This window comes from Erythrobacter sp. SDW2 (genome assembly GCF_021431965.1).
Taxonomy (GTDB): domain Bacteria; phylum Pseudomonadota; class Alphaproteobacteria; order Sphingomonadales; family Sphingomonadaceae; genus Parerythrobacter.
The window spans coordinates 75,505-99,422 of the sequence record NZ_CP090370.1; the positions used below are offsets into that span (position 1 = coordinate 75,505).

At 65.6% G+C, this 23,918-nt stretch carries 25 protein-coding genes; 9 read left to right on the forward strand and 16 right to left on the reverse strand.

The features are described from left to right. Positions 1-2 precede the first annotated feature (2 nt). Together LY632_RS00385 and bchF are read right to left on the reverse strand one after the other, a co-directional pair. Entirely contained in the window at positions 3-1,298 is a 1,296-nt protein-coding gene (locus LY632_RS00385; protein WP_234091852.1) for a ferredoxin:protochlorophyllide reductase (ATP-dependent) subunit N, read from the reverse strand. After that, a complete protein-coding gene (bchF, locus tag LY632_RS00390; protein ID WP_370636547.1) occupies positions 1,295-1,702 on the reverse strand; it encodes a 2-vinyl bacteriochlorophyllide hydratase in 408 nt (135 codons plus the stop codon). The genes LY632_RS00385 and bchF overlap by 4 nt, the downstream gene beginning before the upstream one ends. A 335-nt stretch (positions 1,703-2,037) precedes the next feature. On the opposite strand from bchF, the gene LY632_RS00395 reads away from it, so the two are divergent. The 7 genes from LY632_RS00395 to LY632_RS00425 all read left to right on the forward strand — a co-directional run bounded on the left by LY632_RS00395 (position 2,038) and on the right by LY632_RS00425 (position 8,674). Then, a complete protein-coding gene (locus LY632_RS00395; protein WP_234091853.1) occupies positions 2,038-2,976 on the forward strand; it encodes a B12-binding domain-containing protein in 939 nt (312 codons plus the stop codon). A 14-nt stretch (positions 2,977-2,990) separates the two neighbouring features. Then, positions 2,991-4,409, forward strand: a complete 1,419-nt coding sequence (gene ppsR, locus LY632_RS00400) for a transcriptional regulator PpsR (protein ID WP_234091854.1) — start codon at positions 2,991-2,993, stop codon at positions 4,407-4,409. 88 nt (positions 4,410-4,497) lie between these two features. Then, positions 4,498-5,400 carry a chlorophyll synthase ChlG gene (gene chlG, locus LY632_RS00405; protein ID WP_234091855.1) on the forward strand — a complete coding sequence of 301 codons (903 nt, stop codon included), beginning with the start codon at positions 4,498-4,500 and terminating at the stop codon, positions 5,398-5,400. Continuing rightward, a complete protein-coding gene (locus LY632_RS00410) occupies positions 5,400-6,713 on the forward strand; it encodes a BCD family MFS transporter (RefSeq protein WP_234091856.1) in 1,314 nt (437 codons plus the stop codon). Before chlG ends, LY632_RS00410 begins: the two co-directional genes overlap by 1 nt. Beyond that, positions 6,710-7,906 (forward strand): geranylgeranyl diphosphate reductase, encoded by a 1,197-nt coding sequence (locus LY632_RS00415; RefSeq protein ID WP_234091857.1) that lies wholly within the window; start codon positions 6,710-6,712, stop codon positions 7,904-7,906. The genes LY632_RS00410 and LY632_RS00415 overlap by 4 nt, the downstream gene beginning before the upstream one ends. Beyond that, complete coding sequence (locus LY632_RS00420; protein ID WP_234091858.1) at positions 7,903-8,385, forward strand: TspO/MBR family protein; 483 nt, start codon at positions 7,903-7,905, stop codon at positions 8,383-8,385. The genes LY632_RS00415 and LY632_RS00420 overlap by 4 nt, the downstream gene beginning before the upstream one ends. Before the next feature lie 10 nt (positions 8,386-8,395). Then, a complete protein-coding gene (locus LY632_RS00425; protein WP_234091859.1) occupies positions 8,396-8,674 on the forward strand; it encodes a hypothetical protein in 279 nt (92 codons plus the stop codon). A 12-nt stretch (positions 8,675-8,686) separates the two neighbouring features. Here LY632_RS00425 and LY632_RS00430 read toward each other — a convergent pair whose 3' ends face one another. The 10 genes from LY632_RS00430 to LY632_RS00475 all read right to left on the reverse strand — a co-directional run bounded on the left by LY632_RS00430 (position 8,687) and on the right by LY632_RS00475 (position 17,691). Then, on the reverse strand, positions 8,687-8,962 hold the full coding sequence (locus tag LY632_RS00430) for a hypothetical protein (RefSeq protein ID WP_234091860.1): 276 nt from the start codon (positions 8,960-8,962) through the stop codon (positions 8,687-8,689). A gap of 173 nt (positions 8,963-9,135) precedes the next feature. After that, complete coding sequence (pufM, locus tag LY632_RS00435) at positions 9,136-10,065, reverse strand: photosynthetic reaction center subunit M (RefSeq protein ID WP_234091861.1); 930 nt, start codon at positions 10,063-10,065, stop codon at positions 9,136-9,138. 14 nt (positions 10,066-10,079) lie between these two features. Beyond that, positions 10,080-10,904: a photosynthetic reaction center subunit L gene (pufL, locus tag LY632_RS00440; RefSeq protein WP_234091862.1), complete on the reverse strand. Its 825-nt coding sequence runs from the start codon at positions 10,902-10,904 to the stop codon at positions 10,080-10,082. 128 nt (positions 10,905-11,032) lie between these two features. Further along, positions 11,033-11,218 (reverse strand): light-harvesting antenna LH1, alpha subunit, encoded by a 186-nt coding sequence (gene pufA, locus LY632_RS00445; RefSeq protein WP_234091863.1) that lies wholly within the window; start codon positions 11,216-11,218, stop codon positions 11,033-11,035. A gap of 10 nt (positions 11,219-11,228) precedes the next feature. After that, the gene (gene pufB / locus LY632_RS00450) at positions 11,229-11,459 is read right to left on the reverse strand and encodes a light-harvesting antenna LH1, beta subunit (RefSeq protein WP_234091864.1); all 231 of its coding nucleotides are present in this window, start codon (positions 11,457-11,459) and stop codon (positions 11,229-11,231) included. A 127-nt stretch (positions 11,460-11,586) separates the two neighbouring features. Next, complete coding sequence (bchZ, locus tag LY632_RS00455; protein ID WP_234091865.1) at positions 11,587-13,032, reverse strand: chlorophyllide a reductase subunit Z; 1,446 nt, start codon at positions 13,030-13,032, stop codon at positions 11,587-11,589. After that, positions 13,029-14,558 carry a chlorophyllide a reductase subunit Y gene (bchY, locus tag LY632_RS00460; protein ID WP_234091866.1) on the reverse strand — a complete coding sequence of 510 codons (1,530 nt, stop codon included), beginning with the start codon at positions 14,556-14,558 and terminating at the stop codon, positions 13,029-13,031. Before bchY ends, bchZ begins: the two co-directional genes overlap by 4 nt. Before the next feature lie 3 nt (positions 14,559-14,561). Beyond that, positions 14,562-15,545 (reverse strand): chlorophyllide a reductase iron protein subunit X, encoded by a 984-nt coding sequence (locus tag LY632_RS00465; RefSeq protein WP_234091867.1) that lies wholly within the window; start codon positions 15,543-15,545, stop codon positions 14,562-14,564. Continuing rightward, positions 15,542-16,477, reverse strand: a complete 936-nt coding sequence (gene bchC, locus LY632_RS00470; protein ID WP_234091868.1) for a chlorophyll synthesis pathway protein BchC — start codon at positions 16,475-16,477, stop codon at positions 15,542-15,544. The genes LY632_RS00465 and bchC overlap by 4 nt, the downstream gene beginning before the upstream one ends. A gap of 107 nt (positions 16,478-16,584) precedes the next feature. Further along, a complete protein-coding gene (locus tag LY632_RS00475; RefSeq protein WP_234091869.1) occupies positions 16,585-17,691 on the reverse strand; it encodes a methyltransferase in 1,107 nt (368 codons plus the stop codon). 67 nt (positions 17,692-17,758) lie between these two features. On the opposite strand from LY632_RS00475, the gene crtD reads away from it, so the two are divergent. Then, positions 17,759-19,312, forward strand: coding sequence for a 1-hydroxycarotenoid 3,4-desaturase CrtD (crtD, locus tag LY632_RS00480; protein ID WP_234091870.1), 1,554 nt, complete (start codon positions 17,759-17,761; stop codon positions 19,310-19,312). After that, positions 19,243-20,151, forward strand: coding sequence for a hypothetical protein (locus LY632_RS00485; RefSeq protein WP_234091871.1), 909 nt, complete (start codon positions 19,243-19,245; stop codon positions 20,149-20,151). Before crtD ends, LY632_RS00485 begins: the two co-directional genes overlap by 70 nt. A 6-nt stretch (positions 20,152-20,157) precedes the next feature. Here LY632_RS00485 and LY632_RS00490 read toward each other — a convergent pair whose 3' ends face one another. Genes LY632_RS00490 through bchI form a run of 4 tightly spaced genes read right to left on the reverse strand, consistent with a single transcriptional unit; the run spans position 20,158 to position 23,880 of the window. After that, positions 20,158-20,310, reverse strand: a complete 153-nt coding sequence (locus LY632_RS00490; RefSeq protein ID WP_234091872.1) for a hypothetical protein — start codon at positions 20,308-20,310, stop codon at positions 20,158-20,160. Beyond that, the gene (gene bchO / locus LY632_RS00495; RefSeq protein WP_234091873.1) at positions 20,307-21,191 is read right to left on the reverse strand and encodes an alpha/beta fold hydrolase BchO; all 885 of its coding nucleotides are present in this window, start codon (positions 21,189-21,191) and stop codon (positions 20,307-20,309) included. Before bchO ends, LY632_RS00490 begins: the two co-directional genes overlap by 4 nt. Continuing rightward, complete coding sequence (locus tag LY632_RS00500) at positions 21,188-22,882, reverse strand: VWA domain-containing protein (protein WP_234091874.1); 1,695 nt, start codon at positions 22,880-22,882, stop codon at positions 21,188-21,190. The genes bchO and LY632_RS00500 overlap by 4 nt, the downstream gene beginning before the upstream one ends. Further along, on the reverse strand, positions 22,879-23,880 hold the full coding sequence (gene bchI, locus LY632_RS00505) for a magnesium chelatase ATPase subunit I (RefSeq protein ID WP_234091875.1): 1,002 nt from the start codon (positions 23,878-23,880) through the stop codon (positions 22,879-22,881). Before bchI ends, LY632_RS00500 begins: the two co-directional genes overlap by 4 nt. Positions 23,881-23,918 lie beyond the last annotated feature (38 nt).

Genomic DNA, 23,918 nt, shown 5'->3' on the forward strand with positions numbered 1-23,918 from the left:
CGCTATACCCTCAACAGATCGCGGCGGCGCAGGGGGCGGGCGAAGAGTTCGGCCAGATCCCCGGCCTGGTCGAAGCCGTGGATCGGCGAGAAAACCAGTTCGATCGCCCATTTGGTCGATAGCCCTTCGGCTTCGAGCGGATTGGCAAGACCGAGACCGCAGACGGTCAGATCGGCACGCGCGGCGCGCACGCGGTCAAGCTGCTTCTCGACATCCTGTCCTTCGCTGAGCTGGACCCCGGCCGGCAGCGCGGCAAGTTCCTGCGCCAGATGCGCGCGGTGGAGGTATGGCGTGCCCACTTCGGCCAGCACCATGCCCAGCTCGGTGGCGAGGAACCGCGCCAGCGGCACTTCCAACTGCGAGTCGGGCATGAAGAAAATCGACTTGCCGGCCAGCTTCTCGCGGTGGTGGGCCAGCGCAGTGCGGGCGCGGTCCTGATAGGGGGCAATCACCGCATCGACTTGCCGTGCATCGATCCCGAAAGCGGCAGCGGCGGCGTGGAGCCATGCCGTGGTCCCCTCGACCCCGAACGGGAACAGCGCATCGATCCGCATCGCGCCGCGCTGCTCGAGCGCGTGGGCGGTTTCGTTGTCGAACGGCTGGGCCAGCAGGAAGCGGGTGTTGGGGCCCACCCCGGGCAGGTCGGCGATGTTGCGTTCCGGCAGGCTCGCCACACGGGCAATGCCGATCTCGGCAAACAGGCGGCGAAACTGGTCCTCGACGATATCCGGCAGCGAACCGACGACGATAAGGTTGGCCGGATCGTCCGCCCCCAGCACCGGCATTTCCGGCACCAGCGCGGTCAGGCAGGCATCCTCGCCTTCGGTGAAGGTCGTCTCGATGCCGCTGCCCGAATAATTGAGCACCCGCACCCGCGGCGCATGCTTGCTGCTGAGCCGCTGGGCCGCTTTCGACAAGTCAAGCTTGATCACCTCGGACGGGCAGCTGCCGACCAGGAACAGCGCCTTGATCTCCGGCCGCCGGGCCAGCAGCTGGTCGACGATCCGGTCGAGCTCTTCATTGGCATCGGCGAGACCCGCGAGGTCGCGCTCTTCCATGATCGCGGTGGCGAAGCGCGGTTCGGCGAAGATCATCACGCCGGCCGCCGACTGCATCAGATGGGCACAGGTGCGCGAGCCGACCACGAGGAAGAAGGCGTCCTGCATCTTGCGGTGCAGCCAGACGATGCCGGTCAGTCCGCAGAAGACTTCGCGCTGGCCCCTCTCGCGCAGGACCCCGTCCGCCCTTGGAGCGCAATCGTCGGTGTCGGCGGTTCGCAAGATGGCCGGAGCGTTCATGCCAAGGCCACCACCGGTTCGGACTGGAGCCTCGCCATGCGAAGTTTCCACAGGAACTGCACAGCGTTGACCACATAGGTCGCATAGGCCGCGAGCGCGACGAACATGCGCGTTTCGGCCGTGCCCCAGCCGTTCCACAGCATCAGCACATAGGCGGTGTGGAGCGCCAGCACCGCCATCGAAAAGACGTCTTCCCAGAAAAACGACTCGGCGAAGAGCCATTCGTCGAACACGACCTTTTCCCAGATCGAGCCGGTGATCATGATGGCGTAGAGCACAGCGGTCTTGAGCAGGATCGAGATGTCGGCCGCCTGCTCCCCTTCTCCCGTCGTCAGAAAGCGCAGCACCAGCGCCAGGCTGACCGCAAAAACAAGGAATTGCACGGGGGCGAGGATGCCCTGCACCAATGTCCAGATCGTCGAGTCGCGGCGGGCACGCTGGGCCGGGGTGTAAAGTGGCCGCGCTGTTCCCGGAGCCGCCGAGTGGGCCGGGGTGCCGACTCCACTGGCCGGCGTTCTAGGTCCCCAAGAGGACAGTGGCACTCTCCCGCATTTCTATGACGGGAAGCTACGCCTCGACAGATGAAAGTGTCAAGTTTTTTGGACGTTCGGTAAAGTTTACAGTGGAGGTTTGCCAAGCCGGCAAAAGTAACATAGGTTGCGAGTCATGCTTGACGGCAAGAGCCGCTTGCCTGGCCGACGTTATGTCACGCCGACCAGACCTCTGGGAGAGTCTGCTGATGGCCAGCGTCTTCGGAATTTCAGCGCTGCGTACCCGGTTCGATGACTGGCGTTCGAGTTTCTGGAAACCGGACCTTGGTGAAGATCTGCCGCACGGGCCGGAGGTTGCCCGGCTGACAGTGGTCGAGGAACCCATCGACCTGTCCGCCCTGATCGAAAGGCTCGTTATTCCCAGGCTGCTCGCCAATGAGAAGGAACAGGGGCATCCGGCATGGTCGGGACCGCATAACACCGCGAATGCCGCCAACACGCTGTTTCCCGTATCCGACGACGATGTCACCGCCTTCGCCAAGCTCGCCATTGCCGGCGAAGCGGCAACCCTGCTCGATTTCATCGACGACTGCCTCACTCGCGGAAGCTCGGTCGAACATATCTACGTCGATTTGTTGGCCCCTGCGGCCCGCAAGCTGGGCACCATGTGGGAAGACGACCAGCGCGACTTCATCGATGTCACCATGGGGCTGTGGCGCATCCAGGAAGTGTTGCGCGAGCTCGGCCACCGTGTTCCCCACACTTCGTCGCGGGGGCGGGGACCGCGTATGGCATTGTTCTCTACCATGCCGGGCGACCAGCATAGCCTGGGCACGCTGATGATATGCGAATGCTTCGAACGCGCGGGCTGGAGTGCGGAGCCCTTGATCGAGCCAAGCACTTCGGATTTGCTTGGCAAACTGGCCGGTCGCCACTTCGACCTGGTCGGATTGACCGTCAGCAATGACTGCCCTACGGCGGCGCTCTCCAGCCTGGTCAGCTCGATCAGGTCCGTATCCAGCAACCCGGGAATTCGTGTTATGGTAGGTGGCCGCCTGATCAACGAGCAGCCGGAGCTGGCCGTACAGTGCGGTGCCGATGCGACAGCGACTGATGCCATGGCAGCGCTGGAAATGGCCAATTTTCTCGTTTCGGCGGTTGCCGAGGCTCCCTCCCCGCTGTCGTAGGGAACAGGCGGAACATGGACGCACCCACATCCGAAGACGTCCGGATCCCATTCGCCGATCCAGAGGCAGTGTTCGGTAATTTCGCCCAGGACGACGTGATGGAACTGGCCTATTGCGCCGGTGACATCATGCTGGCGATCGATGAATACAACATCGTCCGCGACATCTCCGTTGCAGGGGACGACCAGTCGCTGGCCAACCGCTGGATCGGGCAGAAGTGGGTCGACACTGTCACCACGGAAAGCCGTCCGAAAATCGAGCGTATGCTCGACACGCGGCAAGGGCGCGACCGCACCTGGCGCCAGGTCAACCACCGCCACGACGGCGAAGACATTCCGGTCAAATATCGCCTGATCCGTCCGAAAACGGGCCGCTGGGCCATCGCCATCGGCCAGGACATGCGGGCACTGGCCACACTCCAGCAGCGCTTGCTCAAGACCCAGCAATCGATGGAGCGCGATTACCTCGCCCTGCGCCAGACCGAGACCCGTTATCGCCTGCTGTTCGACACCATTTCCTATCCGGTCATTATTGCCGATGCTGCGAAGCTGGAAGTGCAACAGGCCAACCGGGCCATGCACGATCTGGTCGGGGCCGCCGCAGGCGCCCTCGATGGTTCGCCGCTGACCTCGCTGGTCGATCCGAAAGACCGGGACCGGCTGCTGACCCATATCGGGGCCGCGACCGCGCGCGGAAGCCCGGTCGAGCCGCTCGAGCTTCGGCTCGCCGGGCAACAGGAAAGTGTGCGCCTGTCGCTTTCGACCTTCCGCCAGTCGGGCCGCCAGTTGTGGCTGGTCAACATCGACGGCGGCGCTCAGGCGCTACCGGCCCGGCAGGCCGATCGATATGTGCTGGCGGCGGTCGAGCACATGCCCGATGCCTTCGTACTGGCCAATGCCAAGCACGAGATCATCGTCGCCAACCGCGCCTTTGCGGAGCTGGTCCAGGCCGGCACTGTGGAGCAGCTCTATGGCCAGTCGCTGGCCCGCTTCATCGGTCGGCCCGATGTCGACCTTGCCCTGATCCGCAAGCAGTTGCGTGACCATGGCACGCTGCGCAATTTCTCGTCGGTGGTGACCGATCTGACCGGTCTCGAGGAGCCGGTCGAGATTTCCGCGCTGATGATCGAGCAGGATGGCCCGCTCTACGGCTATTCGATCCGGCTCGTCGCCCGACGCGAGCGCGACTTGCCCGTAGGCGATGAGGAAATGCCTCGTTCGGTCGAACAGCTGACCGAACTGGTCGGGCGCAAGCCGCTCAAGGAAATCGTCCGCGAAAGTACCGACCTGATCGAACGCATGTGCATCGAAGCGGCGCTCATCCACACGTCTGACAATCGTGCTTCTGCCGCCGAAGTTCTCGGCCTCAGCCGCCAGAGCCTGTATTCCAAGATGCACCGCCACGGGCTTGGCGACCTGGAGCCGCGCGACTGATTCCGTCCCGCCAACTGTCTCGATTCGAGAGACAGTTTCACTGTCCAATCGAATTGACACTGCGGGGGTCGAGGCGTAGCTTCCACCCATGTCCGAGACGGCTCTTCCGACTCCTCTCAGCGGTGCCCCGGCGCTGCGAGACATCGTCGAGCTGACCAAACCGGTCACATGGTTCCCGCCGATGTGGGCCTTCCTTTGCGGAGTCGTCGCCTCGGGTGCCTCGATCCCCGCCAACTGGCTGTTCCTTGTCGCCGGCCTCGCGCTGACCGGTCCCGTGGTCTGCGGGACCAGCCAGGTGATCAACGACTGGTGCGACCGGCATGTCGACGCGATCAACGAGCCCGATCGCCCGATTCCCTCGGGCCGCGTGCCCGGGCGCTGGCCGGTTGGGATTGCGCTGTTCGGCACGGCGGTATCACTGCTGCTGGGCGCCGCATTGGGACCATGGGTGATGCTGGCGACCGGTGTCGCCCTGTTGTTCGGCTGGGCCTATTCCTCGTCGCCTTTCCGGCTCAAGCGAAGCGGCTGGCTCGGCCCGCTCGCCTGCGCGCTGAGCTATGAGGGGCTGTCGTGGTTTACCGGCACCAGCGTGATGGTCGGCGGGCTGCCTGCCGCCAATGTGTTGGCCGTCTTGCTGTTATACAGCCTGGGTGCCTTCGGAATCATGACTCTGAACGACTTCAAGGCGGTAGCGGGCGACCGCGCCACCGGATTGCGCTCGCTTCCCGTAGTGCTGGGGGAACGCCCGGCTGCGCTGCTCGCCTGTGCCGCAATGACAGTGCCGCAAGTGGCGGTGATTGTGCTGCTGGCGACACAGGGCATGGCGCTGTCTGCCGCAATCGTCACAGTCCTGCTGGCGGCCCAGCTTTACTTCATGACGCGCCTGTTGCGCGATCCGGCAGGCTACGCACCGATGTACAACGCAACCGGCGTGCTGCTCTATGTCCTGGGTATGCTGGCCTCGGCACTCGGACTGGGGGGATATTTCTGATGGCAGGAGTGCACGGTCTCGGCTGGTTCGGCATCGTCCGGCTCGGCATGGTGCAGGCCGCCATCGGGGCGATGGTGATGCTGGCGACTTCGCTGCTCAACCGGGTCATGGTGGTCGAATACGGGGTCGCTGCCGCAGTCCCGGCGGCCTTGGTCGCATGGCACTATGCCGTCCAGCTGACGCGTCCGCTGTGGGGCCACACCTCCGACCGTTCGCATAGCCGAACTCCATGGATCGTCGGCGGCCTGGGCATGCTGGCGCTGGGAACCCTGCTGGCGGTCGATGCCACGGTGATGATGGCGAGCCCGGGCATCATGGCGGCGCTCGTGGCGATCACGGGCTTCACCCTGATCGGCTTCGGCGTCGGCATGTCGGGAACCGCGCTTCTGGCCCTGCTCGCTTCGCGCACTTCGGTGACCCGCAAGCCGGCCGCTGCCGCGATCTGCTGGACCATGATGGTCGCAGGGATCGTCATCGCCGCCGCCGTTTCCGGCGCCAACCTCGATCCGTTCAGCGAAGCGCGGCTGGCGATCGTCGCCAGCTTCGTCGTGCTGGGTGCCTTTGCCCTCGCCATGCTGGCGTTGCGCAATGTCGAGCGCAACACGCCGCCGGTTGAACAGCCCAAGCCGGATGGCAGAGCGCTCGGTTTCGCCGAAGCTCTGCGGCAGATCTGGCACGAGCCGGAGGCGCGACGCTTCACTTTCTTCGTGTTCCTTTCCATGCTGGCCTACAGCATGCAGGACCTGATCCTCGAACCCTTCGCCGGGTTCCTGTTCGCCATGACGCCGGGGGAATCGACGCAGCTCGCCAGCGTCCAGCACGGCGGAGTACTGGCAGGAATGCTGCTCGCCGGGCTGGGCGGCAGCCTCTATGCCCGCCGCTTCGGCCGGGACATGCGGCTGTGGATAGTGGCGGGGTGCCTCGGCTCCGCCGCCATGCTCGGCGGGCTGGCGATGGCGGCGACGCAAGGACACGGCTGGCCGCTCCGCGCCAACGTCTTCGGGCTCGGCGTCGCCAACGGGATATTCGCAGTCGCGGCTGTCGGCGCGATGCTCGGCCTTGCCAGCAAGGGCGCCGGTGCAGGCGAAGGCGCGCGCATGGGTGTTTGGGGCGCGGCGCAGGCCGTTGCCTTCGGCCTCGGCGGGCTGGCCGGCGCAGTGCTGGTCGACCAGCTCCGCGCCTTCATGGCCAGCGACGGCGCAGCCTTCCAGGCGGTGTTCGCGACCGAAGCCCTGCTGTTCCTCGCCGCCGCGCTGGTCGCGACCGGCACCACCCTGGTGCGCGCACCCGAACCGGAGGGCCTGACCGCATGAGCCGCAATCCTGATTTCGACGTTATCGTGGTCGGTGGCGGACCTTCGGGCGCAACCGCGGCGAACGATCTCGCCCTCGCGGGACACAAGGTCATGCTGCTCGACAAGGCCGGGCGAATCAAGCCTTGCGGCGGAGCGGTCCCGCCGCGCCTGCTCGAGGATTTCGCTATCCCGCAAAGCCTTCTGGTGGCCCATGCCAAGTCGGCCCGCATCATCGCGCCATCCAACAACACCGTCACCATGCCCGTGGGCGATGGCTTCGTCGGCATGGTCGACCGCGAGCATTTCGACGAGTGGTTACGTGCTCGCGCAACACAGAACGGAGCCCGGCGGGTCACGGGAATGGTGGAGCAGGTGCTCGACGATCCCGACGGCACCGCGACGGTCGTCTATCGCGCCGATCGCGGATCGGGGGTCAGGACGGCAACGGCGCGCTGCGTCATCGGTGCCGACGGGGCGCGTTCCAGAGTGGCGGAGCAATGCATCCCCGGAGGCGGCAGGGTGAAGTGCGTCTTTGCCTATCACGAAGTGGTTGCCGTGCCGGATGACATCACCGGGGACTACGATCCGACCCGGTGCGACGTTTATTACCAGGGGCACCTCTCGCCCGATTTCTACGCCTGGATCTTCCCCCACGGCAAGACCGCCAGCATCGGCCTCGGCAGCGCCAACAAGGGCTTCCCCTTGCGCGAGACAACCCGGCTGATGCGCGAACAGATCGGCCTCACCCAGTGGAAGACGTTGCGCAAGGAAGGCGCGCCGATCCCGCTCAAGCCGCTCAAGCGGTGGGACAATGGCCGCAATGTCCTTGTCGCAGGCGATGCGGCCGGCGTCGTCGCGCCGTCATCGGGCGAAGGTATCTATTACGCCATGACAGCGGGCCGGATGGCGGCGACTGCGGCCACGGCCTTCCTTGCCAGCGGCAATCCGGCAGCGCTGAAAGGCGCGCGCAAGGCTTTCATGAAGGCGCATGGCCGGGTCTTCTGGATCCTGGGGATGATGCAGTATTTCTGGTACTCGAGCGACAAGCGGCGCGAACGTTTCGTCAAGATGTGCGCCGATCCGGACGTGCAGCGCTTGACCTGGGAAGCCTATATGAACAAGGAACTGGTGCGAAGGGAGCCGCGCGCGCACATGAAGATCTTCCTCAAGGATTTGGGGCATCTGTTCGGGCTGAAGACGGTCCACGGATGAATCGCGCCGCCTTTTTCCCGGTCGTGATCGCTGCGGCCTTTGCCATCATCACCGCCCTGGTCGGCAGCACCATCACCGTTCTCGACGAGTGGTACTACAGTCTTGTCCAACCGGCATGGGCCCCGCCCGATTACATGTTCGGGATCATCTGGACCGCGATTTTCGCGCTGATCGCGCTGGCCGCCGTGGTCGGCTGGCGGGCGGCGCAAACGCGCCGCGATGCCGAGGTCATGGTCGGGCTGTTCGCGCTCAACGGCTTTCTCAACATCCTGTGGAGCTTCCTCTTCTTCCGCATGCAGCGGCCCGACCTGGCGTTCTACGAGTTGCTGCTGCTGTGGCTGTCGATTGCCGCGCTGATCTGGTTTTGCGCGCGCTTTTCCAAGGGGGCAGCCCTGCTGCTGCTACCCTATCTCGCCTGGGTGACCACAGCCGGAGTGCTCAACTGGCAGGTAGTCCAGCTCAACGGGCCATTCGGCTGACCCCTGACCGATGACAGAGTTCTTCACCAGCGGGCGGGCGGTCGACGTGGTCCTCGCCGTGCTGGTGCTGGAAGGCATGGTACTGATCTGGCGCGGGCGCAGCGCCGTCAACGTGTTTGCCGCGCTGGTTCCCGCCGTGCTGATGATGATAGCACTGCGCGCGGCGCTGACCGGAGCGTCATGGCCCTGGATCGCCATCCCGCTGGCCGCCGCTTTCCCGGTTCACCTGCTCGACCTCAAGCTCCGCCGCATAGCAGCGCGCAAGCAGCCAGCTAACGACCTGAAATAGCCACCGTCCGGCTCAACGCACTTCAGCTGCCTCGGATTCCTCGGGTGTCGGTGCCGTCTCGGGCACGACCGGTTCATTGGGATTGTCGGCCGAACCCGTCGCCATGCCCCCGCCTTCGCGGATTTCCGGCGCCCCCGAGTCCATTTCGTCGGCGACGGTGCCGTCCGCAGCGTCTTCCGCCAGCTCCATGTCGGGCGCGGCAGGTGTCTCTTCCCCAGTGTCGTTGCAGGCGGCAAGGCCCATGGTTGCCAAAGCCAGGGCTGGAGCAAATTTCGCGATTGCCATCATCGTCGGTCCTTTCGCTTGATGATGGTCAAGCGCTCGAAGGCGCGAAGCGTTCCGCGTGCCTGCCCTTGGGTCCGACAGGGAAAGGGGCCCGATCTTGCGATCGGGCCCCTTGTCGCGGCAGTCGAAGCTGCCGGAGGTTCTGACGGGAGATCGGTCGTTGCCGTTCGCATCCCCTAGTAAGGCTGGGCGAACTTGTGTTCGATCGCCCACAGGTACCAGTTGTCGACCACCGTGCCGGTGAGCAGGATGCCGATCCCACCGGTCAGTGTGCAGAGCACCGCAAACCACCAGGCCCAGCGGTGGATCGATTCCATCGTGGCGTTGAAGCCCATGGTCCAGCGCCAGAACAGCGCCGCACGCTCCGAGGCCGTGCCGCGGTCGGTGATCTGCTCGAGCTCGCGCTCACCGCCATAACGGCCAACCGCCAGGATCGTCGCCCCGTGCATCGCGAACAGCAGCGCCGACCCGTAGAGGAAGACGATCGAGAGCGCGTGGAACGGGTTGTAGAACAGGTTGCCGTAGAGCAGCGAGAAGTTGTTGGTCCACTCGAGGTGCGGGAAAATCCCGAACGGAACCGATTCCGCCCAGCTGCCCATGAAGAACGGACGGATGAAGCCCAGCACGAGATAGAGCCATATAGCGCTGAGAAACGCCCAGGCGACATGCGTCCCCATCCCCAGTGCGCGGGCGCGGCGATAGGTCCGGACCCACCACAGCAGGATCGATAGCGTCAGGAAGAAGCCGGCGAGGATCCACCAGCCGCCTTCATTGAGCGGGACGAATGGCGAGAAACCGTATTCCGGCCCCGGGGGCGACAGACCGAGCCAGAAGAACTGGCGCACGAATTCTGCCAGGTCCCAGTTGACCGAGGCGAGCATGTTGAGGCCGATGATCTCGATCGCGAAGAACCCGAACAACAGCGAGGCGATACCCAGCCAGCCGAGATAGATCGGTCCGATCTGCGCCTGGCCGAACTTGCCCATCCAGTAGTTGAATGTGGTTGTCCGGGTCCGGTCGCCCTGCTCGCCGGCAGGCAAGTGGACGCCCATTTCCGGGGCGTGGGTCAGCTGGACCTGAGTGAAGATGTTTTGATAGCGTGCCATGTCTTTTCTCCCCCTCACGACCAGATCGGCATGTTGCGCCACCATTCCCACCATTCGGGGAAGCTGCCGTCATAGAGCGGCCCGGCAATGATGATGCACACCGCGCTCCAGAACCCGGCGTTGAGTGCCAGGAACAGACCGAGGCGGTGGATCCCGATGGTGCCGACCGAATAGCCGATCAGGTCGCGGAAGAAGGTGTCTTCCGATTCGGGCGTCTTGACGGTCTCGCCTTTCTTGGGATTGACCGCCGACAGGATCAGCGAGCCGTGCAGCGCCAGCGCGAAGCAGGTCACGAAGAAGAACGAGACGGCGATCATGTGCGCCGGATTGTAGTGGAAGTTGACGTAGGTGTAGCCGGTGTTGGACACCCAGTCCAAATGGCTGAAGATGCCATAGGGGAAACCATATCCCCATGCCCCCATCAGCAACGGTCGGAACACCACCAGCGTGACATAGGCGAGGATGGCAAAACCGAACGCGATCGGGACATGATAACCCATGCCCAGCTTGCGGCAGATTTCCACTTCACGCAGCGCCCATGAAACAAAGGCGATGATCGCGCAGCAGGTGATGATCTGCCAGAAACCGCCCTCGTTGAGCGGGGCCAGCGAGAGGCCGGCCGAAATGTCCGGCGGGTTGATGGAAATCAGCCACGGGTTCCACGTCGGCCCCTGCGAGGCTGCGTAGAAGATCAGAGCCGTGCCCAGGATCGCCGATATCGCGGTCACCACTCCGAAAAAGCCGACATAAAACGGCCCGATCCAGAAATCGAACAGGTCGCCACCGATCAGGGTCCCTCCCCTGACGCGGTATTTTCTCTCAAAGCTCAAAAGCGACATCGCAATATCCCCTGGGCGTAATCCAGCGGCGCCCCGCGAAAGGCGGGCGCTGCGAGATGTCTTTCATTCAAAACCCGGTGGGAGGCATGGCGCCACCAGGGCACCATGACCTCCGCAAGGGGCCGAGTTCAGGTAAGGGTTTCAGCCTGCCCCACCATGGCCGTGGCCGCCGGAGCAGCCGCGGGCCCTTCGATCCAGTTGAAGCGATTGGTGCTCAACAGGATGAAGTGGATCAGCAGGGCCAGGACGAACAGGAAGATTGCCAGGGCAACCAGTGTCCGACGCGGGTCGAAAATCAGCCAAAGTCTCCACATGGTCTCTCTCCTATCCGAAGAACGTGGTCAGAGCGGCCTGCGCGTACTGGGTGCCATGCTCGAGAGCGGCATAGCCGTTCACGCCAGGGAACCACGGACGCCACATCCACACCAGAGCGTGAGCGATGATCGCCACGATGGTGAAGAAGATGAAGCTGCTCATGAAAATCTTGTGAAATTCCTTGGCCTCCTCGGGCGTGAGATACGCCCCTGGACCAAAGCGATCAGAGTCTTCGCTCATATTTCCTTCTCCGGTTTAGCCCCCCGAAAGCCGCCGAGAGGCGCCTCCCACGGGTGTTCCCGGCCGACCGACATGGCCGCCCAGGTCTGTGATGCCGGACAGGGGCCCGGCAAATGGCGTTGGCGGGTCATGCACCCGCTCCTTCGAGCAGCACCGCGGCAAGGCGGTCTGCGGTAACTGTGGTATCGCCGTCCATGCGGGCGTGCCGTTCGGCGGCGTCGCGCAGGCGCTTGGCGGCGGAAATCCGCACCAGCACCGGCTGCGCTTCGACGATGGCGTCGAGCTTGGCCTTGGCCTCCGGCTCCCATGCGAGCGGGGCCTGGTTGCGCGCCGGCGTCTGGGCGCCGGCGTCCATCTGGGTCGAAAGCGGCAGGATGTGGAACAGCGCGTCGAACAGCGCATTGCACACTTCCTGCACCAGCCAGGTCGCACCGGAATATCCCATGTAGGGCGTACCGGTGTGCCGCCGGATCGCTGCGCCGGGGAAGCTTGCGGGGATATAGATCCCTCGCGCGCCGCACTCGGCCATGTACATCCGTTCGTTGTAGCTGCCGAACACCACCATCGGCGGGTTCTCGATGATCGCTTCGCGTACCGACTGGTTGTCGGGCTTGATCCCCGCCGACCTGCTGAATGCGAACGCACAGGGCAGGCCCATGTCGTTCTCGAGGAAATTGCGGATGCCGCGGGCGTAGGTCTCGTTGGCGACGATCGCGAAATTGGCGGTGCCGAAGAAGTCCTGCGTGACGGAACGCCACAGGTCCCACAACGGCTTGATCGTGGTGTGCTTTTCCCGGGTGATGAACGGCTCCGGATCGAGTCCGGTGAGATCGCCCAGCTGGCGCAGGAAGCGGGTGGTCGAGTCGAGGCCGATGGGTGCTTGCAGATATGGCCGCTCGAGCAGCTCGCACAGATTGCGACCGAACTCGCGGTACATGCAGATATTGACCGAGGCATCGGCCAGCCGGCGGATATCCGCCAGATGCGTTCCGAGGGGGAAGACCATGTTGACCTCGGCCCCGATCCCTTCGACCAGCCGCCGGATCTCGGCGAGGTCGCTCGGCATGTTGAACATGCCGTAGGAAGGCCCGATGATGTTGACGAGCGGCTTGTCGCCATCCTTCAGCTTGCGCGGCTCGGGCATCTTCTTGGGCCCGAACTCGGTCCACAGCCAGCTGAGCGCGCGGTCTTCGGACTGCCACTGATCCTCGTCGATGGTGCGCGGCAGGAAGCGCTTGATATTGGTGCCTTCGGGCGTGACCCCGCCGCCGATCATCTCGGCGATGGAGCCCGTCACGACTACCGCCGGCAGATCGGGATCGAGCGACTGCCAGGCGCGCTTCATCGCGCCTTCGGTGCCGGTCTTGCCGAGCTCTTCCTCGCCCAGCCCCGTGACCACGATGGGCAGTTCGTGCGGAGGAAGCCCGTCGGTGTAATGCAGCACGCTGGTGACCGGCAGGTTCTCGCACCCGACCGGACCGTCGACGATCACCTGCAGACCCTTCACCGCGGTGAAGGCATAGACCGCGCCCCAATAGCCGCCCGCCCGGTCGTGATCGAGGATCAGCGTCATGAGCCGACCGCCTCCGCTGCCTTGGCGGCGGCGGCATTTTGCGCGGCATACTTGGCCTTGAACTTGGGTCGGTCGACCGGGGTTTCTTCCCAGATCCCGCTGGCGTGGCCTTCACCGACGCCTTCGAAGAACTCGCGCATCCGGGCAAAGCGTTCACGGTTGCCGATGGCGGCATTGACCACCTGCGCCAGGCTGCCAGCACCTGCGGGGCCCATAAGGGGGCGGGCCGAGATGAGATTGGTGAAATAGAGCGCCGGGACCGCCTTAGCCTTGGCATGCTGCACCACCGGCGTGGTGCCAATGGCGAGATCGGGGCCGAATTCCTCGACCGCTGCAATGTCCTGTTCCAGGCTGGCGCGATAGTTGACCCGGACGCCGCGGGCCTCCAGCCAGTCGCGGTCGGCTTCCGACCACGGCGTGCGCGGACAGGCGGTGCCGACATAGGGCACCTCCGCCCCGCTTTCGACGAGCAGGCGGGCGACCAGCAGTTCCGAACCTTCGTAGCCTGAAACGGTGATGCGGCCCTCGATGGGCTTGGAGGCCAGTGCCTTGCGGATCGAGGGCAGGATCACGTTCTGTGCCGCCGCAATCTGCCCTGCGCTCGCTCCGGTCGCTTCACCGATGCTGGCAAGCCAGGCGGCGGTGCCGTCGACGCCGACCGGGGCGGAGCCCACGACCTTGCGCCCGGCGGCTTCGAACTCGCGCACGCTGGCGGTGTAGAAAGGATGGATTGCCGCAATCACCGCCCCGTCGAGCGCGGCATAGAGCTCGCGCCATTCGCGGGTGGGCACCACTGGCCCCGCAGCAAGGCCTAGCGGGGCGAGCATCATGCCGATGCCGACCGGGTCGGCCGGGAACATCTCGCCGAGCAGCGTCACGCCGGGCTTGTCGGCACGCGTGGCAGGGGCCGCCACCGGTCCTTGCTGCGCTTCCTCGCGAGCATATTTGAGCATCGCGCCGGCGAGCACGTCCTTCGCCTCGGCATGGGTCGGCACGCCGAAGCCGGGCACATCGATGCCGATGATCCGCACGCCGTTGATGGCATCGGGCAGCAGCCGCAGCGGCACCCCGCTGGCGGTCGGCACGCAGAGGTTGGTGACCACGATGGTGTCGTATTTCTCGGGGTCGGCCATCTGTTCGACGGCTTCCTTGATGTCTTCGAACAGCTTTCCGGTGACGAGCGTCTCCGAACTGAACGGGACATAGCCAACGCTGCGGCGTGCACCGTAGAAGTGCGACGTAAACGTCAGTCCATAGACGCAGCAAGCAGAGCCGGAGAGGATCGTCGCTGTGCGGCGCATCCTGAGGCCCACCCGGAGCGAGCCAAATGCCGGGCACATCGACTGCGGTTGGTCGTGCGGGCCTAGCGGGTAGTCTTTCTCGAACTGGTCGAGGATCTCGCTCTTGCCCGCTTTCTTGGCCGCTTCGCGCATGGTGTCCGCGCCACCATGGCAGCCGCTACCCGCTTGCGGATCGAGCTCGATCCGGTCGGGTGCGCGCTCGGTGGAGGCGGCGAGCTCCGTCATCCGTTACACCTCGTCATAGATCACCTCGAGCGACGGCTTCTCTTCGTAAGTGCCGCCGCGCATGTCGGCCTGGGTAGCGGGAACGAGCTGGATGTCGCCGCCGACGTCTTCCGGGGAGAACAGGCCGAGCAGGCCTTCCTGTTCCAGCGGCGTCGGGCGGCGCGGCGGAGCATTGGCGACATTGGTCGCCAGCTCTTCGAACAGCCCTCCCCATTCGCCGCCGGGCATGCCGATGATCTGGTAATTGGCGGACTTGCGGCGGATGTCCTCGTTGGCGGGGATGGCCGTCAGAACCGGGATATCGACCGCCTTGGCGAAGGCCTGCGCCTCGCCGGTGCCGTCATCCTTGTTGATGATCATGCCGGCAACGCCGACATTGCCGCCCATCTTGCGGAAATATTCGACCGCCTTGCAGACGTTGTTGGCGACGTAAAGCGACTGCAAGTCGTTCGATCCGACAACGATAACCTTCTGGCACATGTCACGGGCGATCGGCAGGCCGAAGCCGCCGCAGACCACGTCGCCGAGGAAGTCCAGCAGCACGTAGTCGAAGCCCCAGTCGTGGAAGCCGAGCTTTTCCAGCAGTTCGAAGCCGTGGATGATGCCGCGCCCACCGCAGCCGCGACCGACCTCGGGGCCGCCCAGTTCCATCGCGAACACACCGTCGCGCTGGAAGCAGACGTCCTCGATGGTGACCTCCTCACCCGCCAGCTTCTTCTTCGAGCTGGTTTCGATGATGGTCGGGCAGCTCTTGCCGCCGAACAGGAGCGATGTGGTGTCACTCTTCGGGTCGCAGCCGATCAGCAGCACCCGCTTGCCCTGCTGCGCCATCATGTAGCTGAGGTTGGACAGCGCGAAGCTCTTGCCGCTGCCGCCCTTGCCGTAGATCGCGATGACCTGCGTTTCCGACTTCACTTCACCGGTGTGGACCGGATCGGGCTCCTGCGCCGCTTCCTCGCGGAGGGTTTCGACGTCCAGCATGCTCATGCGCATTCTCTCCAATCGAGCACCATCTTGAGGCACTGCGGGTCTGCAAAGGCGGTGGGATAGGCGCGCGCCGCGTCGGTCGCGGGGGCCTGGTGTGAAATGAGCCCCGACAGGTCGAGCGCGCCGGTTTCTATCAGTGCGTCGACCGAGGCGAGGTCTTCGGGTTGCCATTCGGCAGCGATCCGCAGCCGTGCTTCGCGCTGGAATGCCGGCGGGAAAGTGAACTGGATCGGTTGGCTGTAGAACCCCGCCAGGACCAGCTCGCCGCCCTTCGCCAGCCGCGCGATGAAGGCATCCATGGCCGAGGCATCGCCGCTGACGTCGTAGATGCTGGCATAGTCCCGCCGGTCGTCATCTTCCGGGTGGATGACCTCATAGCCCTGCGCACCGTCCTGGCGGGCGGTATTGGTGTCCCACACCACGGGCGGCGGCGCCCCCGCTGCTATCGTCAGCCGCGCCAGCAGCCGGCCGAGGATGCCATGTCCGACGATCAGTTCGGGCGGGCTGCCATGGGCGATGGCATGCAGTGCGGTCGCTGCCAAAGCATAGAGAATGCCGTCACGGCCCAGCGACTCGGAAATCGTCAGCGCGCGGGCGGAGGGGAGAATGACGGTGCGGGCCGATCCGCCGAACAGGCCACGCGCCTCGCGATAGCAGTTGGCACCAGGCACGAAGACCCACTCACCCAGCCTGGAAGTCGCGGCGAGGCCGGTTTCGACCACTCGCCCGATCGACTCGTATCCAGGCACCAGCGGATACCCCATTCCCGGAAATGCGGGCATTTTGCCGGTCCAGAGCAGCTTTTCGGTGCCGGTGCTGATGCCGCTCCAGTGGATTTCGACACGCACATCGTTCTCGGTCAGGGGAATCAGTTCAAGGTTCCGCAAGGATAGACGCTCTGGCGCGTCGAGAATGATGGCGGATGTTTCCAAACAGCTCCCTCTCTGGTCCCACTCTTGAGGCGAAGGGACTCCGACATCTGTCTAGGTAACAGAACGCGGAACGTTGTCAATTTTATTGGACACTTTGCTGTGTCAGTTCAGCTGGCTTTGCGCGCCAGCAGGGCCCGGGCGATGATCGGCAGTGGGGTGTCGATCTCCACGACTCGCGCAAATCCGGCCTTTCGGGCCATTCCGGCGATCTCTGCGAAGGGGCGTGGGCGGCCCGAGCCCATGGCCCAGAGATAGAGCCCGAAATAACTATCGCCCATGGCCTTGGCGCCGCGCGTTCGGGCCATCGGTTCGATAATCAACAACTTGCCGCCGGAAGGCAGCGACTCGAAGATCGAGCCGAGCAAGGCCTGCGCGACGTCGTCGTCATGATCGTGCAGGATCCGCACCAGCGTTACGAGGTCGTAGCCGGTCGGGATCGGGTCTGTCCGGAAGCTGCCCGGGTGGAGGGCCACGCGAGGCTCCAGCGCGGTTCCGGCGACGCGGTTGCGGGCGAGCATGACCACTTCCGGAAGGTCGAAGATCCCGAGCTTGAGGCCGGTCGCATGGGTCCCGATGGCCTCGACAAAGCCGCCCGATCCGCCGCCGACATCGAGCATTCTCCGATGCGAATCGAAGCGATAGTGCCCGATAACCTGCTGCCACACCATCGGCTGAGTGGCGGCCATCAGCTGCGAATAGGGCTGCGCCGACTGCTCGGCCCCACCAGGCATGGCATAGGTCCAGAAGGCGGACAGGGCGGTGCCTTCACCCGGAGCGCGGCGCAGCAATTCGAGCGGATTTGCGAGGTCGCGATAAAGCAGCGCATGATGCGCCACCATCGCCATGGCACCATCGTTTGCAGAGAGCTCTGCCCCCGTCCGGCCGAGGGTCCAAACACCTTCCTGCGCCGACTCGCTCAGCCCGATCCCCTCGCCAGCACGCAGCAGTCGCAGCGCCGCCGCTTCGCTCAATCCGGTAAGGCCCTGCACCTCATCGAGGCGCATAACCCGCTCACGCAGCGCGGCAAGCAAGCCCGTAGTGACATAGACCTGCGTGACCTGGGTGTAGACGAAGCCCGCGATCAGATCGAACTGCCGCGCCGCCCTGTATCGCGCCACGCTGCGGACGATCGGCCAGTGCGAAGCCCAGCGCTGGAAGCGCGCGCTGCCCAACACGGCGTTCCGCCGCAGCGCCAGCCGCATCTTCCAGTTCAAGTCAGATTCTTTCTTGTTGGACATATTCCTATGTCCAATGAACTGGACCCATGTTAGCCTGTGGTCAATGACGGAAACGCCGACCATCATCATCGGGGCGGGCATAGGGGGACTTGCCAGCGCTGCGCTGCTCTCGGCGCGCGGGGTGCCGGTGGTGGTGCTGGAGAAGGATCATTCGCCCGGCGGAAAGATCCGGCAACTGCCGGTGGGCGATGCCGAAATCGACGCCGGACCCACTGTCTTTACCATGCGCCCGGCGCTCGAGGCCATTTTTGTCGATGCCGGGGCCCGGCTGGAAGATCACCTCACCTTGACCCGCGCCGATGTGCTCGCGCGCCATGCTTGGGATGAGACGGGCCATCTCGATCTCCATGCCGATCACGAGACCAGCGTCGATGCCGTGGGCCGCTTTGCCGGCGCCCGCGCCGCCGCAGGGTTCCGCAGCTTTTCCGCCGAGGCCAAGCGCATCCATGACATTCTCGACAAGCCGTTCCTGCAAGGCAGCAAGACCTACCCGCCCGGCCTGATGTGGCGCATCGGGTTGAGGCGGATCGGTGCCCTGCTCGCGATCCGCCCCTACGAGAGCCTGTGGAAGGTGCTGGGCGAGCATTTCGACGATCCACGTTTGCGCCAGCTGTTCGGGCGTTACACCACCTATTGCGGCTCCGCGCCGTTCCACACCCCGGCCACGCTGATGCTGATCGCCCATGTCGAGGCGCAGGGTGTGTGGGCGATAGAGGGCGGGATGAGCGCCCTCGCCGCCGCACTTGAAGGCGTTGCCCGAGCCAATGGCGCGCGCTTCCGCTATGGTGCCAACGCGACCTGGATCCCGACCCGAGGCGGCCGGGTTATCGGAGTGGGGCTCGAGAGCGGCGAAGTAATGGAGACCGGCTCGGTTATCTGCAACGCCGATCCTGCTGCCCTCGCCAAGGGGCTGTTCGGCAAGAGTGTCGCCCGCGCCGTGCGTCCGGTCCCACCCGCCAAGCGCTCGCTTTCCGCCATGGTGTGGCTGGCCAAGGCGCGTACCTCGGGATTCCCGCTGAACCATCACAATGTGTTTTTTTCGCCCGATTACCCGCGCGAGTTTGCCGAGATCGCACAGGGCCGCGTGCCGTCTGCCCCGACGGCCTATGTCTGCGCGCTGGACCGCGGCGCAGGAGCCGTCCCCGATGGGCCCGAGCGCCTGCAAGTCATCGTCAACGCGCCCGCCAACGGCGACACCCACAGTTACGGCCCAGAGGAGAGAGAGCGATGCACATCGACCATGCTGGAGCGGCTGCAAGCCTGCGGGCTGGAGCTGGAGACGCCGCTGCCGCACGCACTCGTCACGCCCAGCGATTTCTCGACACGCTTCCCGGCGACGGGCGGGGCGCTCTATGGTCGGGCTTCGCACGGGTGGGCGGCCTCCTTCCTCCGGCCCGGGAGCCGGACAGCGATCCATGGGCTCTATTGCGCGGGCGGGGCGACGCATCCTGGCGCGGGCGTGCCGATGGCCGCCTTGTCGGGGAGGCTGGCGAGCGAGGCCGTCTTGCACGACCGTGCTTCGACCCGGTGGTACCACCGCAAGGCTACCGCTGGTGGTATGTCGATGCGATCAGCGAATGCGGCGCCTACGGGCTGACCATTATCGGCTTCATCGGCAGCGTCTTCTCGCCCTATTACAAGAAATCCGGACGCGGCACGCCGCTCGACCACAGCTGCCTCAATGTCGCGCTCTACGGCCGACGGAGTGCCCGCTGGGTGATGACCGAGCGCGGCGCGGGCGATGTATCGCAGGAGCGCGACCAGTTGCAGATCGGCCCCAGCGCCATGCGGTGGGAAAACGATCGCCTGATCATCGACATCGAGGAACGCGACATCCGCCTCGGCATTCCCTGGCGGCGGCGGGTCAAGGGACGGATCGTGCTTCATCCCGAGGCGATGAACACCCGTCCCTTCCGGATCGATCCGGCCGGGCGGCACATGTGGCAGGCCTATGCGCCGCGCGCGCGGGTCGAAGTGCAGATGGAGCGGCCCGGCGTGTCTTGGCAGGGCAGCGGTTACCTCGACGGCAACCACGGCAGCGAGCCGATCGAGGCGGGCTTCAAGAGCTGGCACTGGTCGCGCGCCCACGCCGGACGCGATGTCGGAGTGATCTACGAAGGCACCCGCCGCGACGGCAGCCACTTCGCCAGTGCGCTGCGCTTCGACCATACCGGCACCCCGCACGAGGAAGAGCTGCCGCTGGTCGCCCCGCTACCGCCGACGCTGTGGCTGATGCAGCGCCAGACCCGCGCCGACCGCGGCCATGCCAGCGTTGTGAAGACATGGGAGGATTCGCCCTTCTACGCCCGCTCGGCACTGGCAATGCGGATGTTCGGGCACAAGGTGATGGCAGTGCAGGAAAGCATCTCGCTCGACCGGCTGATCAACCCGGTGGTGCAGTTCATGCTGCCCTACAAGATGCCGCGCGAGGTCTAGCAGGCGCTATTCGGCCTCGTCCTTCTTTGCTGCGGCTTCCTTGTCCTTGGCGATCTCGCGGTTGACCGACCACAATTGCCACACGCCGAAGCCGAGCGCGACTGCGCCGGAAAAGATGATCTCGATGAAGCCGAGGTTTTCCATGGTCAGTCCTTTCATTGCACCTCGTCGAAGAAATCCGAGATAAGTTCTGACGTCTCGCGGGGACGTTCCTCATGGGCAAGATGCCCAACCCCCGGCATGGTGACAAGCCGGGCACGGGGAATGAGATCGGCTGCTCCCTGCACCGCCGTCGCAGGGATGGCGGTGTCGCCACTGGCATGGACCAGCAGCACCGGCGCGGCGAAGCGGGGCAAGGTGGCCTGCAAATCCTCCAGCCGCCAGTTGGCCATCATCCGGATTGCGCCGTCGCAATGGCCCGACTTGGTGAGCAGGGCGCGATAGGCTCGCAATCCTGCCGCATCGAGGCGTGATCCTGTTGCCCTTTTCAGGAATCGCTCGGGCTCCGTAGGCGCGCGCATCATCCGGGCGACAATCACCGAAACCAGCGGATTGGCGAACAGCAACTGCGCCAGCGAGGGGAACAGCTTGGCCGCCAACCCAGGAAAGGGCAGCAGGGCGGGGTTGAGCCCGACCAGCGGCACCTTGCGGCCGCTGGCGAGCAGCATCTGGATACCGATGGCCGCGCCGGCGGAATGGCCGACGATCAGCTCAGGGACGAAGTCCTCCTGCTCCAGCAGCGCTTCGACCGAGGCAGCCATGCCCGGGAGCGTCACGGGCTTGGCAAAATTGGAACGGGTGAAGCCGTGCCCCGGCAGGTCCATCGCCAGAACCTCGAAGCCCGCGGCCAGCAGCGGCACCAGGTCGCGCCAGCTATGCGTCGCAGCGCCTGTGCCGTGCAGCAGCAGGCAGCGCGGCGCGCCTTGAGGCCCCATCCGCTGGACGTGCCAGCGATATCCGCCGTTGACGATGAACCGGCTGTGTTCGCGATTGGGCCAGTCGGCACCGTCGCGATTCCAGTCTGGGTAGCGGTCGGTCATCTGCCTTGCGCCGAGGCCACGGTCTCGATCGCCTCAACCATCGCCGCGCTGCGGGCGTGCGGCAGCGCCAGATAGGTCCCGCGCAGGACGGCAGCCAGCGCGGCAGCTTCCTCGCGTGGGCGGGGCGCGATATCGATGACCACGCTCAGGTGTCCGGACAGCGCAATCGCTCGCGCCCACTGCTCGACCTCGGCGGCGGCGCGCGGGCGATCGGCCTCGCCGTCAAGCGTGACATTGGCCTTGCCGTCGGTCAGCAGCGCGATGGTCGGTGTGAGGCCGCGCTTCTGCGCGCTGTCGGCCATCACCAGCGCTTCCCTGAGGCCTGCCGCGAGCGGCGTACCACCCCCGCCCGGCAGCGCCCCCAGAGCCCGCCGCGCGCGGGTGAGTGAGCGCGTGGGGGCGAGCAGCACCTCTGCCCCGCTCTTGCGAAAGGCGATCAGCGCGACCTGCGACCGCTTCACATGCGCCTGCGCCAGCATCAGCTCGACCGCGCCCTTGGCTTCGGCCAGTCGCGCGAGGGCAGAGGAGCCCGAGGCATCGACAACAAAGATCGTCAGGCTCTCTCGGCGCTGCTCGAAGCGGCGGATGTGGAGGTCATCGGTACGGATGTGCAGCCGCCCGGTGTCATTACCGCCCGCCATGGCGCGGCGCAGGCCCTGCCAGGGCGCAGCGGCGCGCAGCGTATCGACCAGCGCCAGCCGACGCCCCTGCCCCGGCATGCCGGGCCGCGAACCGAGCGGCCGCCCGCGCCGGGCCGACTTCTGCTTCTGCCCGCTCCTTCCGGCCTGCCCGCGCCCTTCGCGCAAGGCACCCTGCTGCATCAGGTCGAGCACATGCGGCGGGATCGAGGCGGCGGCGGCGGCGAGAAGGAGGTCTTCGAGCGGCAGGTCCTCTGGCGAAGGGGGAGGAGTGCTGCTCTCCCCGCTTTCGTCAAGCGCGCTTTCGGGCTGTGGCGGGGGCGAGGCTTGGTCCGGCTCCTTCGGCATTCGGGTCGCACGCGGGGCCAGCACCAGTCGCACCGCTGCGGCAAGGTCCCCATCCTCGATCTTACCCGCGCCGCGGAAGGCCGCATGATGCCGCGCCGCCTGCTCGGCAAACAGCACGGGGCGGATCGAGGCGATGCCCAGAGCCGCCGCGCTACCGGCGAGCGCCTTGCGCTGGCGGCCAGTCGGCGCGCGGACCGATGCCGCAGCGCCAGCTTCCACCGCAAACTCCAGCGTATCGGCGCGGGTCAGGTCGCAGTGGAACGCCGCGCGCTCCAGCAGCGCAGGAGGTGGGGCTTCGTCCGGCTCGATCCCGTCGTCGAGCAGCAGCAGCGCCAGTTCGCCGCGATCGACCGCTTGCGCCAGCTGTGCGGCGATGCCGGGTTCGAGCCGTTCGGCCATCGGCACAAGCAGAACCCCGCCCGCGAGCCGTTCGAGCAGGCCGGGGCGCAAGATCCGGGTGCCACTCGCCAGCGTAGCGGGCAGGTCGATCCCGCCTGCCATAAGCTCTGCATCCGCATTGATGGGCAGTTTGGCAACGGGGCGTGCCACCGCCAATCTCGCGACGACTTGATCGACCAGCACATCACGCGCCGGGCCGAAGCCGCGCAGCACGATGCCGCCGAAGCGCAGCGGGCCTTTCAGGAACAGCGATGTGGCAAGGATAGCATCCGCCAGCCCCGGATCGAGGACCGGCGCCTCGCTCAACCGAACAGCTCTTCCAGCGCCCGCTCGATCCGCACGGTCGAGCCGGTTTCGTCGAGCACGTCGCGCCGCAGCCGATGGCGCAGCGCCAGCGGGGCCATGCGGGTGAGATGGTCGAGCGTGACGGACTTCGTGCCCTCCAGCGCCGCCAGCGCCCGCGCCGCTCGCATCAGCGTCAGCTCCCCGCGCAGTCCGTCAGCGCCTACCGCCTGGCAGATTGACGCAGTGCTGCGCAGCATTTTAGGCGAGGTTCTGACCGACTTGAGCGACTTCTTGGCGGCCGCGATCGTGGCCAGCACAGCTGCATCCTCGTCTGCCCATTTGGCGGTAAACCTTTTCGCGTCACGCTCCTGCGCATCGCAGCGGCGCATGATCTCGACCCGCTGGTCGAGGTCCTGCGGCGTGCGGACTTCGACCGAGAGGCCGAACCGGTCGAGCAATTGCGGGCGCAACTCGCCTTCCTCCGGGTTGCCGCTGCCGACCAGCACGAAGCGCGCATCGTGCCGCACACTCAGCCCCTCGCGCTCGACCAGATTCTCGCCCGAGGCGGCGACATCGAGCAGCAGGTCGACGACGTGATCCTCCAGCAGGTTGATCTCGTCGATATAGAGGAAACCGCGGTGCGCCTTGGCGAGCAGGCCGGGCTCGAAATGCTTCTCGCCGGTCGACAGCGCTTTCTCGAGATCGAGCGTGCCAAGCACCCGGTCCTCGGTCGAACCCAGCGGCAGGTCGACGAAGGGCACGGCAATCTCGACGCTGCGCTTCGAGGTGCAGCAATCGGGGCAGGAGCCACGATTTTCCGGCGCACAGTGATAGCGGCACCCCTCCACCGCCTGGATCGGCGGCAGCGCCGCGGCGAGCGCGCGGGCGGCGGTGGATTTGCCCGTTCCGCGATCGCCGAAGATCATCACCCCGCCGATCCGCCCGTCCACCGCCGCCACCAGCAGGGCCAGCTTCATCTCTTCCTGGCCGACGATGGCGCTGAACGGGAATGCACTCATTTCAGCGACGTAACACAGCTTGCCTGAGGCGCAAACCG

Bases quoted from the DNA above. Each gene is read 5' to 3' on its own strand.
- LY632_RS00395 (WP_234091853.1), top strand. From the start codon at position 2,038: ATGGCCAGCGTCTTCGGAATTTCAGCGCTGCGTACCCGGTTCGATGAC.
- chlG (WP_234091855.1), top strand. From the start codon at position 4,498: ATGTCCGAGACGGCTCTTCCGACTCCTCTCAGCGGTGCCCCGGCGCTG.
- bchI (WP_234091875.1), bottom strand. From the start codon at position 23,880: ATGAGTGCATTCCCGTTCAGCGCCATCGTCGGCCAGGAAGAGATGAAG.
- LY632_RS00425 (WP_234091859.1), top strand. From the start codon at position 8,396: ATGACAGAGTTCTTCACCAGCGGGCGGGCGGTCGACGTGGTCCTCGCC.
- pufM (WP_234091861.1), bottom strand. From the start codon at position 10,065: ATGGCACGCTATCAAAACATCTTCACTCAGGTCCAGCTGACCCACGCC.
- ppsR (WP_234091854.1), top strand. From the start codon at position 2,991: ATGGACGCACCCACATCCGAAGACGTCCGGATCCCATTCGCCGATCCA.
- bchY (WP_234091866.1), bottom strand. From the start codon at position 14,558: ATGACGGAGCTCGCCGCCTCCACCGAGCGCGCACCCGACCGGATCGAG.
- LY632_RS00420 (WP_234091858.1), top strand. From the start codon at position 7,903: ATGAATCGCGCCGCCTTTTTCCCGGTCGTGATCGCTGCGGCCTTTGCC.
- crtD (WP_234091870.1), top strand. From the start codon at position 17,759: ATGACGGAAACGCCGACCATCATCATCGGGGCGGGCATAGGGGGACTT.
- LY632_RS00415 (WP_234091857.1), top strand. From the start codon at position 6,710: ATGAGCCGCAATCCTGATTTCGACGTTATCGTGGTCGGTGGCGGACCT.
- bchZ (WP_234091865.1), bottom strand. From the start codon at position 13,032: ATGACGCTGATCCTCGATCACGACCGGGCGGGCGGCTATTGGGGCGCG.
- pufA (WP_234091863.1), bottom strand. From the start codon at position 11,218: ATGTGGAGACTTTGGCTGATTTTCGACCCGCGTCGGACACTGGTTGCC.
- LY632_RS00490 (WP_234091872.1), bottom strand. From the start codon at position 20,310: ATGAAAGGACTGACCATGGAAAACCTCGGCTTCATCGAGATCATCTTT.
- bchO (WP_234091873.1), bottom strand. From the start codon at position 21,191: ATGACCGACCGCTACCCAGACTGGAATCGCGACGGTGCCGACTGGCCC.
- pufL (WP_234091862.1), bottom strand. From the start codon at position 10,904: ATGTCGCTTTTGAGCTTTGAGAGAAAATACCGCGTCAGGGGAGGGACC.
- LY632_RS00465 (WP_234091867.1), bottom strand. From the start codon at position 15,545: ATGAGCATGCTGGACGTCGAAACCCTCCGCGAGGAAGCGGCGCAGGAG.
- pufB (WP_234091864.1), bottom strand. From the start codon at position 11,459: ATGAGCGAAGACTCTGATCGCTTTGGTCCAGGGGCGTATCTCACGCCC.
- LY632_RS00385 (WP_234091852.1), bottom strand. From the start codon at position 1,298: ATGAACGCTCCGGCCATCTTGCGAACCGCCGACACCGACGATTGCGCT.
- LY632_RS00410 (WP_234091856.1), top strand. From the start codon at position 5,400: ATGGCAGGAGTGCACGGTCTCGGCTGGTTCGGCATCGTCCGGCTCGGC.
- LY632_RS00430 (WP_234091860.1), bottom strand. From the start codon at position 8,962: ATGATGGCAATCGCGAAATTTGCTCCAGCCCTGGCTTTGGCAACCATG.